The sequence below is a fragment of the Sphingobacterium ginsenosidimutans genome (assembly GCF_039536865.1).
Lineage (GTDB): Bacteria > Bacteroidota > Bacteroidia > Sphingobacteriales > Sphingobacteriaceae > Sphingobacterium > Sphingobacterium detergens.
This window is the reverse complement of record NZ_BAAAZK010000009.1, coordinates 194,201-209,895: the sequence shown is the minus strand read 5'-3', so window position 1 is coordinate 209,895 and position 15,695 is coordinate 194,201. Positions and strand designations below refer to the sequence as shown.

Below are 15,695 nucleotides of genomic sequence, written 5' to 3'. Positions count from 1 at the left end.
CTACTTAGATTTCTTTTTGTTTCATATTTCTTCGTGTAAATCTTGTGTTACTAAATTATTTACAGGAGAAGAATATGTCAAAAGGGTGGAGAATTTGTCAAGAGAAGAATATCGTAAATGGATGCGATGGATAGGGTTTGCAAAATTTGCTTACTTTTACAAAACGACAATGCATACATTTATGGTGGACATTTTGCTACTCGAAGATGACAGGGTTCTTTCTACTGAAATTAAATCCTTTTTACTAAGTCAGGGTTTCTCTTGCGACCAGGCCTTTGATGGCATTGAATTTTTGGCGCAGACGCATCAAAAAAAATACGGCTTTTACCTGCTGGACATCAATGTTCCCAAGATAAACGGTCTAGAAATCTGCAAGAAAATACGCAGTCATGATGCACTGACCCCGATTATCATTCTCTCCGCCTATGATGATATCGACGACAAAAAGGAAGCATTTCTCCGTGCCGCAGATGATTATTTAGTCAAGCCTTTTGTGCTGGATGAATTGTTGATGCGCATCAATTCACTTCTTCGCCGGCAGCAACACAACGAAAGCAATAGCGCCAAAACGTTGGTCATCGATGATCTGATCATTTATCCTGAAGAGGCCAGGGTGCTGCGGTCAAATGAAGAAATCAACCTGACACAGAAGGAATTTCAGTTGCTGTTGCTATTGGCACAGGCCAATGGACGCACCTTATCCAAACAACATATTTCCGAAGAAGTATGGCAAAATCAATTTCAGACAACACAAAATACCATCGAAGTCTACATCAATTTTTTACGTAAAAAAATTGATAAGAATTTTGAAAATAAGCTTATCCACACCAGACCTGGATTTGGCTATTACCTCGCTGCGGATAAATGACTTTAAAAAAGAAAATAGCGATCAGTTTTAGTATTGCGTTCTCCATCCTATTCGGAATCGCGATGCTCATCATCTATTATGCCAGCGTTGATTTCAGAAATGATCAATTTCGTCAGCGTCTAGTTGATAAACTGGATTATATTTCACATTATATTGCCAATACGCCTTCTTTTGACCGCGAATCTTATAAAACTTATTTTCAAGATATTGAAGATGGGCTCTTTTATGAGGATGTCATTATTCTGGACAAGCATAAAAAACTTATTTTCAGCACGGTAAAAGACAAAACAATTACCTGGAATCAGGCGATTATCAACCGTCTGGACAATGAAAAACGAATCTTCTACAAACAGGACCAATATGAAATATTGGGCAAATATTATCTAATCAACAAACAGACTTACTACCTTTTGGTCAAAGCCCAGGATTATTCTGGCAATGAGAAATTAGATCACCTGGCGATCGTATTAACTATCCTATTCTTACTGAGCACCTTGCTAATCTGGATCTTTAGCTACAATCTTATTCTCCGCTTATTACATCCTTTGGACAGACTCAAAAAGGACATTACACAAATCAATGCCAGTAAGTTGACCAACCCAGTTAAATATACCGGAAATACGGATGAGATCGCGGTATTAACCCAAGCATTCAATACCATGCTGAAACGGCTGTCCAGTGCTTTTGAATCCCAAAAAGAATTTAACGCGAGTGCTTCCCATGAGCTGCGCACACCACTGGCCAGAATGTCATTCCAATTGGAGAACCTCCGGCATCAACAACAGCTTGATGAAAATGTCAGTCATGTACTTGACAATATCGCAAAAGAAACACAGCATCTTTCCGAAGTCACAAACTCGCTAATGCTCCTTTCAAAATTTGATTCGGCAACACTCCAAACCACTTATCAGGAAGAACGGATTGACGAAATCATTTTCACGGCATATGAAAAGGTCACAAAAGCCTTCTCTGATCTGCAGCTTGATTTTTCTATTAAAGGCATTCCAGATCCTAAATTGACCCTCGTTTGTTCGGCGCAGTTGATTGAAATCGCCTTTGTCAATCTATTCAAAAATGCTGCGCTGTACTCTTATCACCCTGAAGTAAGCGTTGTTATCCATGAATCTCCGACACAGCTGAAAGTACGGGTAACCAATCATGGAGCTGCGCTCAGCACTACTGATCAAAAGCGTATTTTCGATGCGTTCAGTCGCGGCGAGAATGCCTCAGAAACCACCGGATCGGGTTTAGGGCTGCGGATCGTCAAACGCATTATGGATTCACATCAGGCCAGCGTCGAATACAAAGCCAATACACAGCATTCGGCCCATACATTTACACTTAGATTCCCCAAGTCGACCATCGAAAACAGCGATCCCCTACCTCTCTAATAGGCAGCTGAGGTAAAGAATGATCAAATTTTAAGCTTTTTTTAAGTATTTATTAAGGGGCTTTTAATCTGCGCCCGCGTTCTTTGTTGCATAAGATTCGATCATGATGACAAAGAAATCCTTGCTATTTTTGCTGTATTTAAATTCCGTTGCATTTGCACAACAGAACCCCACAATTACCTTCGATGCTATGCATTCGAAAAATATAACTGCTCGTTCTGAAAATACAACTGGCAAAACAATACAGCAGTCTTCTGCCAGAAAAATGACGCTTCCTGAATGCGAAGAAGCCTTCCGAAAAAACAACCTCTCCCTATTGGCGCAACAATATGATATCAGTCAAGCCGAAGCGGATGTCATTCAGGCCAAAATCTGGGAGCTTCCGCAATTGGAAGTCGCTGTCAATGCTTATGACCCACAAAATAAAAAGGCATTCCATGTGGGAGGATCAAAAGATGCCAGCGTATCCCAATTGCTTTATCTGGGTGGAAAAAAGAAAAATGAGGTTGAGTTTGCCAAATCAAATGTTGAGCTTTCAAAACTGCAATTCAGCCAGTTGTTGGCCAGTCTACGCGCACAACTAAGGACAACATTCTATTCTCTTTATTTCGAGCAGCATAAACTGGCAGACATCAATGTGCAATTGGATTACCTCAACAGCCTATTGACCGCCTATAAGGAAGAGGGCAAAAAGGGAAACGTTTCACTTCGGGACCAAGTTCGTCTGCAAACCATGGCTATCGATCTCACCAATGAAAAAACGAGTGCCACCAATACCATTATCGGTATGCAACAACAATTAAGGGTGCTGCTCTCCAATCAGGAAGATGTACTCCCCAATCTATCGGATACGGAGGCAGATCGGGAACTGGCAGTCAGGCCCACAATGAGCTTGGACAAGATGTTCGACCTCGCACTTGAAAATAATGCCGACTATCAATTTGCGTTAAAAACTGCCGAAAGCTCACAGCTTTTTACCAAATGGCAAAAATCATTGAATACACCCGATATCAATCTCGGATTAGAATACAGCCAAAACGGAGGAACATTTCACAATGAACTGAATCTCAAAGCAGCGATTCCACTTCCACTATGGAAACAAAATAAGGGAAATATCATCAAGGCCAAATATGCCGAAGAAGAAGCCAAAAAGAATATCGAAGTACAACGACAGCTATTGGAATCGCAGATCCGTTCCAACTATCAGTCTTGGGAAAATCAATACAATCAATATTTCACTATTACGGCTGACGACCTGCACAATATTGCTGTTGTCTACGATGGTGTGTTCAGCAATTTCAGAAAAGGAAATATCTCCCTTGTTGAGTTCACCGATTTTATGGATAGTTATCGGATATCCATCCTCAAACTTTATGATATGAAAAAAGAAATTATCCTCAATGCCGAGCAGCTTAACTACTTGGCGCAAACCCCTATATTCAATTCAAGCCATGTCAATTAAACAACTTCTCCTAAGCACTGTGGCCATCGTATTCTTATACGCCTGCCAGAATCATAAAGAAACCGACAATTCAGCGATTGTCAAAGGTTTTGAAATCAGCGAAACGATGCTCAAATCGACAAGTTTTGCGACTGTAAAAAAAGAAAATGTAACGGAGGAGCTAAATTTCTTCGGTAAGATATCGGCCGATCAGAACAATTACATTGACATCTTTCCACTCGTTGGTGGAAATGTTGTATCCGTCAATGTATCCTTGGGTGATTATGTGCATAAAGGTCAGGTACTCGCAACGATCAGAAGTACAGAGGTTGCGGGTATACAAAAAGATCTATCCGATGCGAAAACGGATGTGCTGCTTGCCGAAAAGAATTACCGTGTCGCAGAGGATATGTATAACGGTAAATTGAGTACCGATAAAGATATGCTTGAGGCTAAAGGGCAATTGACCAAAGCCAAGGAGCAGCTGCGCCGTTCAGAGGCCGTCAGTCAGATTTACAATGTTCGTACGGGCAATATTTACTCCGTGGTATCTCCTATTGATGGGTATATCGTTCAAAAAAACATCAATAAAGATATGCAATTGCGTAGTGACCGCAGCGACAACATCTTTGATGTTGCCAACACCAAAGACGTCTGGGCGATACTCAATGTCAATGAAACGGATATCGAAAAGATCAGCATGGGCATGCCCGCCGTTGTCTCTACATTGAGCTATCCCGACAAAAAATTCGAGGGCAGTATCGACAAAATCTTTAAAATCATTGATCCACAAACCAATGCCATGCAGGCACGCGTTGTTTTGGACAACAAAGATGGCCTTCTTATTCCGGATAGTAAAGCCACGATCAAGCTGCTTCATCACTCCAATACTCAGGCGCTGGCCATCCCTTCAGATGCGGTCATTTTTGATCAGAACAAGTATTTTGTGTTAATCTACAAATCACAAAACGACATCAAGATCCAGGAGATCCAACCCATGAAACAGAATGTAGAAACCACCTACGTCAGTGCCGGGTTGCAGGAGGGAGAGCAAGTAATTGTCAACAACAAGCTTTTGATCTATAGAGCATTGAATAATTAACCCGTGTTAGCTTTTTACGAGAATGAACAAATTCATTAAAAATATCATTGCCTTTTCCATAAAAAATAAAGCGTTCACCTTTATTTGGGTTGGTATTTTGGCTATTGCTGGCTTTATAAGTTTCAAAAGTATGCCTATTGAGGCATTTCCAGATGTCACCAATACACAGATTACCATCATCACCCAATGGAACGGCCGTAGTGCCGAAGAGGTAGAACGCTTTGTGACCACTCCTATTGAACTGGGCATGAGTCCTGTTCAGAAGAAAACCAGTATCCGCAGTACGACCATGTTTGGGCTTTCCATTGTTAAAATTATCTTTGATGATGGAGTGGATGATACTTTTGCGCGCAATCAGGTCAACAACTTGCTGCGTTCGGTCAGTCTCCCGGAGGATATAGACCCTGAGGTGCAACCGCCATACGGTCCGACAGGAGAAATATTCAGGTATACCCTACATAGCGACCAACGAAATTCCAGGGATCTATTGACCTTACAGACCTGGGTTATTGACCGGGCATTGAGAGGTGTTCCGGGCGTTGCTGACATTAATGTGTTCGGTGGGCAGGATCTCGTTTATGAGATCAGTACCGATCCCATCAAATTGGACAAATACAATCTTACCCCCTTACAGGTTTACGATGCCGTCAGCAAAAGTAACCTCAATGTTGGGGGCGATGTGATCGAAAAAAGTGGACAGTCCTATGTCGTCCGTGGTATCGGTTTGGTCAACTCCATCAATGATATCGAAAACATTACGGTGATCAACGAACGTGGAAACCCTGTATTCGTCAAAAATGTAGCGGAGGTCAAAGAAAGTTCCATGCCCCGGGTAGGGCAAGCCGGTTTTGGCAAAAGCGATGATGTTGTTGCCGGTACGGTGGTGATGCGTAAAGGAGAAAACCCCAGGGAGGTACTGACTGCCGTAAAAGCAAAAATTGCGGAACTCAACGACAAGATATTGCCCAAGGATGTCAAAATGCAAACCTTCTATGACCGCGACAACCTGATGGATTTCACGACCCACACGGTCATGCACAATTTGATCGAGGGTATTGTACTGGTCACCCTGATGGTATTGCTTTTCATGGCCGACTGGCGCACGACAGTAATCGTTTCCATCGTCATTCCCCTTGCTCTGTTATTCGCATTTCTATGTCTTAAACTGGCAGGTATGAGCGCCAATCTGCTCTCTTTGGGTGCGGTGGATTTCGGAATTATTATCGATGGTGCTGTAGTCATGGTCGAGGGTATATTTGTCATGCTGGATCATAAGGCCCATAAACTGGGGATGGAAAAATTCAACAAAATGGCTAAGGCAGGATGGATCAAACAGACCGGTACCGGATTGGGGAAAGCCATTTTCTTCTCCAAACTGATTATCATCACCTCATTGATCCCTATATTTTCCTTCCAAAAGGTGGAAGGAAAAATGTTCTCGCCGCTGGCTTTTACCCTCGGTTTTGCGCTATTGGGTGCATTGTTATTTACACTGACCCTGGTACCGGCACTATCCCATATTCTGTTAAACAAAAATGTCAAAGAACGGCATAATCCCTTTGTGGAGTTTTGGAACAGAATCGTAGCCAAAAGTTTTGGATTTACCTTTAGAAATAAACGTCTCAGTTTAATTGTATCACTGGTCATACTGGGCGCGGTATTATTTTCCGCTAAATTTCTAGGAACTGAGTTCCTACCTACATTAAATGAGGGTTCACTTTGGGTAACCGCCGAAATGCCGATGAGTACTTCCTTAAAGGAATCCATCAAAACAACCAAAGTATTAAAAACGACATTGGAATCCTTTCCGGAGGTGACTGGTGTATTATCGCAAACCGGACGGAGCAACGACGGAACAGATCCAAATGGTTTCGGTTTTGTGCAATTTGCTGTAGCACTGAAACCTAAGGAGGAATGGACACGAAAGATTAACATGGATCAGCTGATCGAAGAGATGGATCATAAGCTCAAGCAGTATCAGGGGATCACCTACAACTATTCTCAGCCCATTTCTGACAATGTCGCGGAAGCTGTCGCGGGATTTAAGGCCGAGAACGGGATTAAGATCTTTGGTGACAACCTCGCTACGCTGGACCGCCTATCGAAAGAGGTCTTTGCACAGATCAAGGATATACAGGGGATCAAGGAGCCCGGTATTATCCTGAATATCGGTCAGCCGGAGGTCAGTGTTATCCTGGACAGAACACGCATGGCGGCATTTAATGTGTTACCGGCTGATGCCCAGGCGGTATTGGAAATGGCTTTCGGCGGAAAGACAGCTTCCGTATTATACGATGGGGAGCGCAAGTTTAACATACGTCTGCGTTATGCGCCAGAATACCGGAAGACAGAAAAAGATATTGCGCAGCTGATGGTTCCCTGTGGTGATGGCACCTTGATCCCTCTAAAAAGTATCGCAACAATAGAAAAGGACAATGGCGCTGCCTTTATTTATCGGGATAATATCAAACGCTATATTGGTATCAAATTTTCCATCCGTGATCGTGACCTAGGGAGTACCATTGCCGAAGCACAGCAGAAAGTCAGCAAGATCAAATTGCCCGATGGTTATTCCATTGGCTGGACCGGTCAGTTTGAGAATCAGCAACGGGCGACACATCGCCTGGCGCAGGTCGTGCCAATCAGCTTGGTGTTGATCTTCTTCTTATTGTTTATCTTATTCGGCAATATCAAAGACTCTTTGCTCGTTTTAGCCAACGTCCCTTTTGCATTGATCGGCGGAATTATTGCACTGCATGTGACTGGCATGAATTTCGGAATCTCCGCGGGTGTGGGCATGATTGCCTTATTTGGGATATGTATCCAAAATGGTGTTATCCTGATTTCCGAATTCCATCAGAACAAAAAAGATGGCCTGCCCAACGATCAGTCTATTTACAAAGGGGTCAAATCACGTACCCGGCCTGTGGTCATGACGGCATTAATGGCTTCAATTGGATTGTTGCCAGCCGCACTCTCTACAGGTATAGGTTCGGAATCGCAAAAACCGCTCGCGATCGTCATTATCGGTGGACTGATATCCGCCACCATCTTGACTTTGCTCGTGTTCCCGATTATCTATGACATCTTCAACCGGACTGAAAAAGTACAACGGAGAGTCGCAGATCAATAAAGTCCATTTTATATACTATATACTTAGACCATTCATGGTCATCGGTACTGCCTACGCCGTGAGGTGTAAGGCAGTATTTCTTTTCGAGATACATGTTGGTGTAACATTTGTATCTATTCAGGGCATAAAGTTTCAAAAACAACAAAAAGCCCTTAAGTTTACAACAAATTATCGTTCAGCTGGTATTATTCCATGCTGGATCAATAAACAAAATATATGACTATTCTCACCTTTACACTCATCCTCCTTTTGGGTGCTTTTGTTGCGGGACTCTTAGGATCGCTGACAGGCTTGGGGGGAGGGGTCGTCGTCATTCCATTGCTGACCCTTCTATTTCATGTTGATATTCGTTATGCTATTGGGGCCGCACTGCTGGCTTCCATTGCCACCTCTTCCGGGGCTGCTACAGCCTATGTCAAAGAAGGGATTACCAATATTCGGCTCGGCATGTTTTTGGAAATTGCAACCACAATCGGTGCTGTCATCGGTGCTGTTATTGCAATTTATATGCCGACCAATACGATCGCCATTATCTTTGGTGTGGTACTGATCTTTTCAGCCGCAATGACGGTGCGCAAGAAAAATGAGCATGCCTTTTCCGGCGGTTCAGCTTTAGCCGAAAAGCTAAAATTGAACAGTACTTATCCATTGGATGGCAAACTTGTCCCCTACAAACTGACCAATGTGGTCGGTGGTTTTTCATTGATGGGTGTCGCAGGTATTCTATCTGGTTTGCTGGGTATCGGTTCGGGTTCTCTTAAAGTACTCGCCATGGATAGCATGATGAAAATCCCCTTTAAAGTCAGTACGACCACGAGCAATTTTATGATCGGTGTGACGGCAGCTGCCTCAGCGGTGGTCTATCTACAACGGGGCTATATGGATCCAGGGATTGCCTTTCCAGTCATTCTGGGTGTACTTTGTGGTGCCATTACCGGTTCAAAGCTTTTGAAAAGAATGAATCCCAAGACCCTGCGTATTATTTTTGCCGTTGCCATCACATTGGTCGCACTGGAAATGATTTTTAATGGATTTCAACATAAATTTTAGGCGAATAAGCTTTACACATTTGATATTCACCAGTATCACACAGTCGAATATCAGTTTTGAACAGTGTAAGTTCAATTACATAAAAAATTAATACGCTCGTTTATGCCCTTGGCCATAGACATTTAATAAAAAATTATTTGCAGATGAAACAAGTATTTTCAAAAAACTATTGGAGCGATAAGGACATCTCACTTTTGGTGGGACAGATTTTACGGACAGGTGTTATCTTGGCCTCCTCCGTGTTAGTGATCGGTGGGATCTGGTATTTGATCGTCCACGGACAGGATACGGTACCCAACTATAAAGATTTCGTCGGTGAGGGCAAATCCAATACGACCATCAGCGGTATTATCGTAGGAGCATTCAACAAAAATATTCCCCAGATCATACAACTGGGGGTTTTACTTTTGATCTGTACACCGATTGTACGGGTGGTCGGCTCTCTTTTTGGTTTCGTTATCGAAAAAGATAAGCTCTATATCGTCATCACATTGATTGTGCTGGCTGTGATTATCGGCAGTATATTGAGCGGAGTCAAGGGATAATCCTGTAAAGAGATCAGTCCCTTATCTCTTGGCTCTAAGCCAGGTCGATTTCTCCAGTGCATATTCAAAATTCTTCCGTTCGGGTTCGTTGACATAAGACACCATTTTTTCGGCGACTTTGCTTGCCCCCAAACGTTCGACAGCTTTTTGTGAACGGAAATTTTCAGCACCTACGTGTAAATAGATCTTATCCACAAAATTAAAGGCAAAGTCAAACATCATTTCTTTGACCAAAGGATTGATACCCGCCCCCCAATAAGCCCTTGCATAGAAGGTAAAGCCAACAAAAATAGATTTTTCGGCCTCATTCAGACCATAATACCGGGTGCTTCCGATACATTCCCCAGTCGCTTTATCCAAAATAAGATAAGCTGCTTTGCTTTCCAATGCAGCATCAAAAAAAGACCGAAAAACCTCCTCTTTCCAGCGGTCTTTGTTGGGATGCTGCTCCCATATCAACGGATCTTTAGCTACTTGATAAAGCGTATCAAAATCACTTGGGTCAATCAACTTTAATACGACCTTATCATTTTCAAGTTTATTCGGTGCTACAAACTTCATTAGAACATGTTTAACGTTGGACTTCTACCAAAATTTTAAATTTCATTAAAAGATACCAATTATTGATGAAACTAAGTTGAATTACGTTTCCTGTTATTCAAATATTACACCAAAATGTCCAATTGACAGATTAGGACAACATATCTTTACTATTACCCTCAATAATAAATTTACCGACAAAGAACAACGAACGATACAATGGATAAAAGATGTCTGGTTTTTTGATTTTCATCGTTTTGCAATTGTGTCACCACTGAAAACAAAAATTCGCCTGAGGCATACGTTTCATAAAATTCTATCATTCTAGCTGCTGATTGTACTTTATAAAGCGCAAATTTTCGTATTTTACACCCTAATGGAACAGTTCAAGGAATTTGTAAAACAACGGATCAATGTCAGCGAAGAAGAATTAAATGATATTGTATCGCGTTATCATGTCAGAAAAATAAAGAAGAAGGAATACTTTTTAAGGGCCGGTGAAGTCTGTCATTATGAAGCTTATGTAGTCAGTGGTCTATTTAAGTCATTCTATGTCACGGCTGATGGAATAGAACATATCCTTCAATTTGCCATAGAAGACTGGTGGGTGGGTGATATTGCCAGTTTCAACTATCAGGAACCGGCTTTACAAAATATTCAGGCACTCGAAGATTCAGTTGTACTCACCTTATCAAAAACGGATAAAGACAAACTCTACGAAGACCATCCGATTTATGAAAAACTTTCCAGAATTATGGCCCAACGTGCACAGATTGCATCCCAGCACCGTATTATCTCCAGCATAGGTTTTACGGCTCAGGAACGCTATCTGGATTTTATCAAGCGCTATCCTAAAATATATCCCAGGATCTCCAATATGCAACTGGCCTCCTATCTTGGGGTGACACAAGAGTTTTTGAGCCGCTTAAAAAGACAAATTTTAAAGCCTAATCGAAATTCTTGACCTACATCAATTTTTTCTATTCAAGTTTATCCCAACTTTGCAGAAGCTTGTTCAAACAAACATTTTGAACAATTAAACGTTTGATAAATAAACAAATAGAAAACAACATGAATAGATTTTTCCAATTTTTGGCAGTGGCAGCGTTAATGGTTAATGTTGCTGTAGCGCAGGTAAAATGGTCTGCTGATCCGGGACATACCAATGCAAGATTTGATGTAAAACACCTTGGTATCAGTTTTGTCGATGGTCAGTTTACCAAAGTGGAGGGAACAGTGGAAACTGCAACCGCTACAAGTTTCAACAATGCAAAAGTAAACTTTTCCATTGATGTCAATAGTGTTGACACGCGTATTGAAGCACGTGACAATCACTTAAAAACAGATGATTTCTTCGCTGCAGACAAATTTCCAAAGATGACTTTAAAATCCGTCACCTTCAAAAATGCGAAAGTGAAAGGTAAATATATTATGGTAGCAGATCTGACCATCCGCGACGTAACTAAAAAAGTAACTTTTGATGTTACTCAAAACGGTGGTGTTATTACCGATCCTTGGGGAAAAACACGTGCAGGCTTTACAGCAAAAACAAAAATTAACCGTCAGGATTTTGGGATCAAATACAATGATAAATTACCTTCAGGTGTAGAAGCAGTGGCCTCTGATGTGGACATTATTGTTAATACTGAATTGGTTTTAAACTAAGCAAAGTTCTTTAAATCACCCTAAAAAAAGTGGCTACCCAAGATTTAGGATAGCCACTTTTTTTTAGGGTTTACGACTACTCAGTCATAAGCTCGCCGTTCTCATTCTCGGGCGAATTTCTTTTTTACTTTACAAACCTTTCAACATACCACCATCCAGCGGAATATTGGCTCCAGTGAGGTAGTTGGCGTAGGTCGAGCAGATAAAGGCGACCAGGTAGCCATATTCTTCAGGCTCCCCCAAACGAGCAGCCGGCACCTGTTTTAACCGCAATTGCAAGGCTTCTTCATAGGATATACCCAAGCGCTGTGCATCCATATTGGTCAAAGACTGAATTCTTTCGGTATCAAATAGCCCTGTTAATATACTATTGACTGTCACGCCATCCTTTGCAACATCTTCTGAAAGCGATTTGCTCCAGCTTATCAGGGCGGTACGGATGGTATTTGATAAAACCAGATTAGATACGGGCTCTTTTACAGTGGAAGACGATACATTGATAATGCGTCCGTAACCATTTGCCAACATGTAAGGTAAGGCACAAGAAGTCGTATAACAGTGATTTTGAAATAAAAGTTCAAAGGCATGCTGATAGTCCGCCAGATTTTTCTGATCAATCGTTCCCGCTTGTGGTCCGTTGGAGTTATTGACCAGGATATCCACCTTGTTTGATTCAAAATAACGATCTATTTGTACTTTATAGTCTTCATGGTCATTGTAATCGACCAGAATATATTGGTGTGCCTGCCCTTTCGAGCTGTCCAGGCTTTCCAAAGTATGCTTCAATTTCTCCTCACTACGTGATGCTAGGGTAACCGAGGCACCACAGGATGCCAAAACTTTGGCAATCCCGGCACCGATGCCGGCAGAACTTGCGCCAATGAGGGCTTTTTTTCCAATTAGATTGATTTCCATAACTATTTCGTATGTTATTAGCTTCAGCTAATTTGTTGTGTGTATTATTCAAAAAATATAGATGAACTGGGGACGGTCATTTAATCATTATCTTTTGCCCGGATCATGGCAATAAATAAATAGACCGCAAAGACCCAGGCCGAGCCCAGACATATCCAGGCAAAAACGGGAATGCCCCACCATTGCGGTTCAATACGCGCCACAATCACCATTCCTCCCAGTAAGTTGAGGGACATAAACATGATACCGATCACAATGCGGTTGACCCCTTTACGAAGTATGGCATTGAAGGACCGGGCACTGATCAGACGATGATTCAAGGTGAAATTTCCCGTACGGAATAAGCGTACCAAAGCCCGCATATCCTCTGGAAGTTTTTCGACATCACGTGCGAAAGACTCTATCTTATGTTTTCCCTTCTTGAAAATCGCTTCTGGCGACAGCCGTTCCATCATGATCCGTCGGGCAAAAGGCTTAATGCTCTCCATGATATTGAGATCAGGATAAAGCTGGCGGCCGATTCCCTCCATCAAAGAGATACCCCGCATGAGCTGATAGATATATTCCGGAAAATACAAGCGATTATCACCAATGATCTTCCAGAGTTTATTGAACAGCAGATCAAGACTGAGATCACCTAAGGAAACATTATCAATCATGTCAAATATTTCATATAGGGAGCGTTCAAACTGATTTCGGTCAGGGATATGACTCACTACAGCCACGTCCTCAATAACATCCGCCAGTCGGACCGCATCCTCGGAAATCGCTGATTGGATAAACTCCTCAAGCTGTCGTCGGTCAATTCCGAGCAATTTGCCCATGTTGCCAAAGTCCAGAAAGGCAATACGCCCATCGGGCATTACCATCATATTACCGGGGTGCGGATCACCGTGAAAAAAACCGTGGATAATCACCTGTTCCAGATATAGGTTGATCCCATTTTTCACCAAGGTTTCCACATCCATTCCCCGTCGTTTAATTTCCACGGCATCTGTCACTTTGAAACCATCGAGATACTCCATACAGAGCACGCGGTCGGAGGACATATCAGGGTACACGTTGGGCACCTTGATCAGTTTATTGCCTTTAAAATTTTTAGCAAAGCGCTCAATGTTATGGCGTTCGATGACCAGAGACATTTCCTCTTGCAGGGTCATGGCGAAAGATTCTACGATCAGGGAAAGGTTGAGATTTTCCAGTGCGTCATTGTACATGGTCAGAATCTTGGCGATATCACGCATGAGCGCAAGATCAACACGCATGACCTCATCTATTCCTGGTCGACGCACTTTTAAGACGACATTTGTGCCATCTTTCAACGTCGCCCGATAGACCTGCGCAATAGATGCAGCAGCAAAGGGCTCCGACGCGATGGTCTCAAATTGTTCGGTGATGTCCAATCCAAGTTCTTCAGCGAGGTATTCCTGAATATCGACTTCAAAGGGCGGGACGTTATCTTCGAGCTTTTTGAGTTCCTCGACAAGATCTTTTGGGAGCAAACCTTCACGGGTGGAAGCCGATTGTCCCAACTTGATAAAGGCTGGTCCGAGCTCTTCCAAAGCCATGCGAATACGCGTATATACACTGATTTTATCAACATCTATATTACGCTCTAAACTCGCTCTTGGCCCTTTCCATGGCAATCGGGCAATGGCATCTTTGAAACCATATTTTGCTAATATGCTTAAGATTTGGGAACTACGCTGTAACTTCTTGGTCGGATTGTACATCATGGACAAGGATTTTCGATAACAAGATACGAAATATCCAAGTCCGAAAAACACAAATACCTTACCTTTTTCGCATCATTCCCTTATTCCGCTTCCATCTGATCCAGGTTTTCTTTGATCTGTTTGACATAATCCCCATAATAGGCACGGATCATAAACTCGGTAATCAACACGATAATAACGATCGAAATAAGTGCCGAAAGGATCATCCATAATATAAAATTGGGATCCAGCTGAAGGGTTTGTCTGAAGTTATATAATTTCTCAAACCAAGCGACCGCCCTATTTTGACCAATCATAATGAGATAAAGAAACAAGGCTTGCGGAATCATCACATAGGCAACGATACGATAGGTCTCCACGGCATATTTGAGATCGTAATACAGCTTGAGAAGATGTTCACGTGATGCCAAAAGATCAATCTGCTTGGCACTTTTGATCAGGTAATAGAACCTGCGGTAATACAACAGGCTCGACAGCGAGATCTGCACAATAAAAAAGTAATACGCAAAAGCTGCATACCCTGAGATTTTATAAACCGGCAACATAGGCACAGCAATCAGGAAAAACATGCATACCACCCAGGACACAAATTCCCGCTTGATATTGCGTCTCAGCTTGGCCATGATATTGCCGACCTCCTTATAATGTTTGAGATTTGGATTTTGTAAATCCTCATCTGTAGGCTGTTCCTGCCAAGATTTTTTTAATTCATCAAAATTCATAATTGTATTTTTTAATGATTTGTTGAATCCGTTCTTTTGTACGATTTAATTTTACCCGTGCATTGACTTCGGATATACCAAGATGCGCAGCGATTTCGCGATGGCTCTGGCCTTCCAAAAACAAAAAGATCAACGCTTTCTCTACGGCATTCAATTCATGCACCGCCTGATAGAATATTTTGAGCTGTTCATCTTTATCCGGATTATAAGATTCGTCCGGAAAATCATGCCGTTCTTCCAGGCTATCGTAAATCTGGTGTTTTTTTTCTTTCTTTAAAAATACCATCGCGGTATTCAATGCAACACGATACATCCATGTTGAAAATTTACTTTGCTGCTTAAACGTTGCGTAAGACTTCCAGAGCTGATACACAATTTCCTGATAAAGATCTTGCCGTCCATCCTGGTCATCCATATACATACGGCTCACCTTGACGATAATTCCTTTATTTTCGTCAATCAACTGAAGAAATTCTGTTTCCGAATGAGCCAATGGTAAATTTTCTTTTAAGATCTTTTCAGGTAATAAGTATAGCAAACAAACAAAGTGTTACAGCTTAATTTAAAAATATGTAAATTGTTCATAA

14 protein-coding genes are annotated in these 15,695 nt (G+C 42.0%); 9 read left to right on the top strand and 5 right to left on the bottom strand.

The annotated features are described in order from the left end of the window. Positions 1–94 precede the first annotated feature (94 nt). The 7 genes from ABFX33_RS24265 (at position 95) to ABFX33_RS24235 (ending at position 9,530) form a co-directional block, all read left to right on the top strand. Entirely contained in the window at positions 95–868 is a 774-nt protein-coding gene (locus ABFX33_RS24265; RefSeq protein WP_346088779.1) for a response regulator transcription factor, read from the top strand. Then, on the top strand, positions 865–2,259 hold the full coding sequence (locus ABFX33_RS24260) for a HAMP domain-containing sensor histidine kinase (protein WP_346088777.1): 1,395 nt from the start codon (positions 865–867) through the stop codon (positions 2,257–2,259). Before ABFX33_RS24265 ends, ABFX33_RS24260 begins: the two co-directional genes overlap by 4 nt. A gap of 103 nt (positions 2,260–2,362) precedes the next feature. Next, complete coding sequence (locus ABFX33_RS24255; RefSeq protein WP_346088775.1) at positions 2,363–3,721, top strand: TolC family protein; 1,359 nt, start codon at positions 2,363–2,365, stop codon at positions 3,719–3,721. After that, a complete protein-coding gene (locus tag ABFX33_RS24250; protein WP_346088774.1) occupies positions 3,711–4,802 on the top strand; it encodes an efflux RND transporter periplasmic adaptor subunit in 1,092 nt (363 codons plus the stop codon). The genes ABFX33_RS24255 and ABFX33_RS24250 overlap by 11 nt, the downstream gene beginning before the upstream one ends. A gap of 22 nt (positions 4,803–4,824) precedes the next feature. Further along, entirely contained in the window at positions 4,825–7,935 is a 3,111-nt protein-coding gene (locus ABFX33_RS24245; protein WP_346088772.1) for an efflux RND transporter permease subunit, read from the top strand. A 216-nt stretch (positions 7,936–8,151) separates the two neighbouring features. Then, on the top strand, positions 8,152–8,985 hold the full coding sequence (locus ABFX33_RS24240; protein ID WP_120262102.1) for a sulfite exporter TauE/SafE family protein: 834 nt from the start codon (positions 8,152–8,154) through the stop codon (positions 8,983–8,985). Between the two features lie 143 nt (positions 8,986–9,128). Next, positions 9,129–9,530 carry a DUF1634 domain-containing protein gene (locus ABFX33_RS24235; protein WP_346088771.1) on the top strand — a complete coding sequence of 134 codons (402 nt, stop codon included), beginning with the start codon at positions 9,129–9,131 and terminating at the stop codon, positions 9,528–9,530. A 21-nt stretch (positions 9,531–9,551) separates the two neighbouring features. Here the strand turns inward: ABFX33_RS24235 and ABFX33_RS24230 are convergent, their stop codons facing one another. Next, entirely contained in the window at positions 9,552–10,091 is a 540-nt protein-coding gene (locus ABFX33_RS24230; protein ID WP_346088769.1) for a GNAT family N-acetyltransferase, read from the bottom strand. A 355-nt stretch (positions 10,092–10,446) separates the two neighbouring features. Here ABFX33_RS24230 and ABFX33_RS24225 point away from each other — a divergent pair, with 355 nt between their 5' ends. Both ABFX33_RS24225 and ABFX33_RS24220 read left to right on the top strand, forming a co-directional pair. Next, a complete protein-coding gene (locus ABFX33_RS24225) occupies positions 10,447–11,034 on the top strand; it encodes a Crp/Fnr family transcriptional regulator (RefSeq protein ID WP_120262105.1) in 588 nt (195 codons plus the stop codon). 107 nt (positions 11,035–11,141) lie between these two features. Continuing rightward, positions 11,142–11,735, top strand: coding sequence for a YceI family protein (locus ABFX33_RS24220; protein WP_120262106.1), 594 nt, complete (start codon positions 11,142–11,144; stop codon positions 11,733–11,735). 129 nt (positions 11,736–11,864) lie between these two features. Here ABFX33_RS24220 and ABFX33_RS24215 read toward each other — a convergent pair whose 3' ends face one another. The 4 genes from ABFX33_RS24215 to ABFX33_RS24200 all read right to left on the bottom strand — a co-directional run bounded on the left by ABFX33_RS24215 (position 11,865) and on the right by ABFX33_RS24200 (position 15,646). After that, positions 11,865–12,650: an SDR family oxidoreductase gene (locus ABFX33_RS24215; RefSeq protein WP_346088768.1), complete on the bottom strand. Its 786-nt coding sequence runs from the start codon at positions 12,648–12,650 to the stop codon at positions 11,865–11,867. Positions 12,651–12,730: 80 nt separating this feature from the next. Then, positions 12,731–14,386: an ABC1 kinase family protein gene (locus ABFX33_RS24210; RefSeq protein ID WP_346088767.1), complete on the bottom strand. Its 1,656-nt coding sequence runs from the start codon at positions 14,384–14,386 to the stop codon at positions 12,731–12,733. 80 nt (positions 14,387–14,466) lie between these two features. Then, positions 14,467–15,108 carry a hypothetical protein gene (locus ABFX33_RS24205; RefSeq protein ID WP_346088765.1) on the bottom strand — a complete coding sequence of 214 codons (642 nt, stop codon included), beginning with the start codon at positions 15,106–15,108 and terminating at the stop codon, positions 14,467–14,469. Next, positions 15,098–15,646, bottom strand: a complete 549-nt coding sequence (locus ABFX33_RS24200) for an RNA polymerase sigma factor (protein ID WP_346088764.1) — start codon at positions 15,644–15,646, stop codon at positions 15,098–15,100. The genes ABFX33_RS24205 and ABFX33_RS24200 overlap by 11 nt, the downstream gene beginning before the upstream one ends. Between the last annotated feature and the right edge of the window lie 49 nt (positions 15,647–15,695).

Bases quoted from the DNA above. Each gene is read 5' to 3' on its own strand.
- ABFX33_RS24260 (WP_346088777.1), top strand. From the start codon at position 865: ATGACTTTAAAAAAGAAAATAGCGATCAGTTTTAGTATTGCGTTCTCC.
- ABFX33_RS24255 (WP_346088775.1), top strand. From the start codon at position 2,363: ATGATGACAAAGAAATCCTTGCTATTTTTGCTGTATTTAAATTCCGTT.
- ABFX33_RS24250 (WP_346088774.1), top strand. From the start codon at position 3,711: ATGTCAATTAAACAACTTCTCCTAAGCACTGTGGCCATCGTATTCTTA.
- ABFX33_RS24245 (WP_346088772.1), top strand. From the start codon at position 4,825: ATGAACAAATTCATTAAAAATATCATTGCCTTTTCCATAAAAAATAAA.
- ABFX33_RS24240 (WP_120262102.1), top strand. From the start codon at position 8,152: ATGACTATTCTCACCTTTACACTCATCCTCCTTTTGGGTGCTTTTGTT.
- ABFX33_RS24235 (WP_346088771.1), top strand. From the start codon at position 9,129: ATGAAACAAGTATTTTCAAAAAACTATTGGAGCGATAAGGACATCTCA.
- ABFX33_RS24230 (WP_346088769.1), bottom strand. From the start codon at position 10,091: ATGAAGTTTGTAGCACCGAATAAACTTGAAAATGATAAGGTCGTATTA.
- ABFX33_RS24225 (WP_120262105.1), top strand. From the start codon at position 10,447: ATGGAACAGTTCAAGGAATTTGTAAAACAACGGATCAATGTCAGCGAA.
- ABFX33_RS24220 (WP_120262106.1), top strand. From the start codon at position 11,142: ATGAATAGATTTTTCCAATTTTTGGCAGTGGCAGCGTTAATGGTTAAT.
- ABFX33_RS24215 (WP_346088768.1), bottom strand. From the start codon at position 12,650: ATGGAAATCAATCTAATTGGAAAAAAAGCCCTCATTGGCGCAAGTTCT.
- ABFX33_RS24210 (WP_346088767.1), bottom strand. From the start codon at position 14,386: ATGATGTACAATCCGACCAAGAAGTTACAGCGTAGTTCCCAAATCTTA.
- ABFX33_RS24205 (WP_346088765.1), bottom strand. From the start codon at position 15,108: ATGAATTTTGATGAATTAAAAAAATCTTGGCAGGAACAGCCTACAGAT.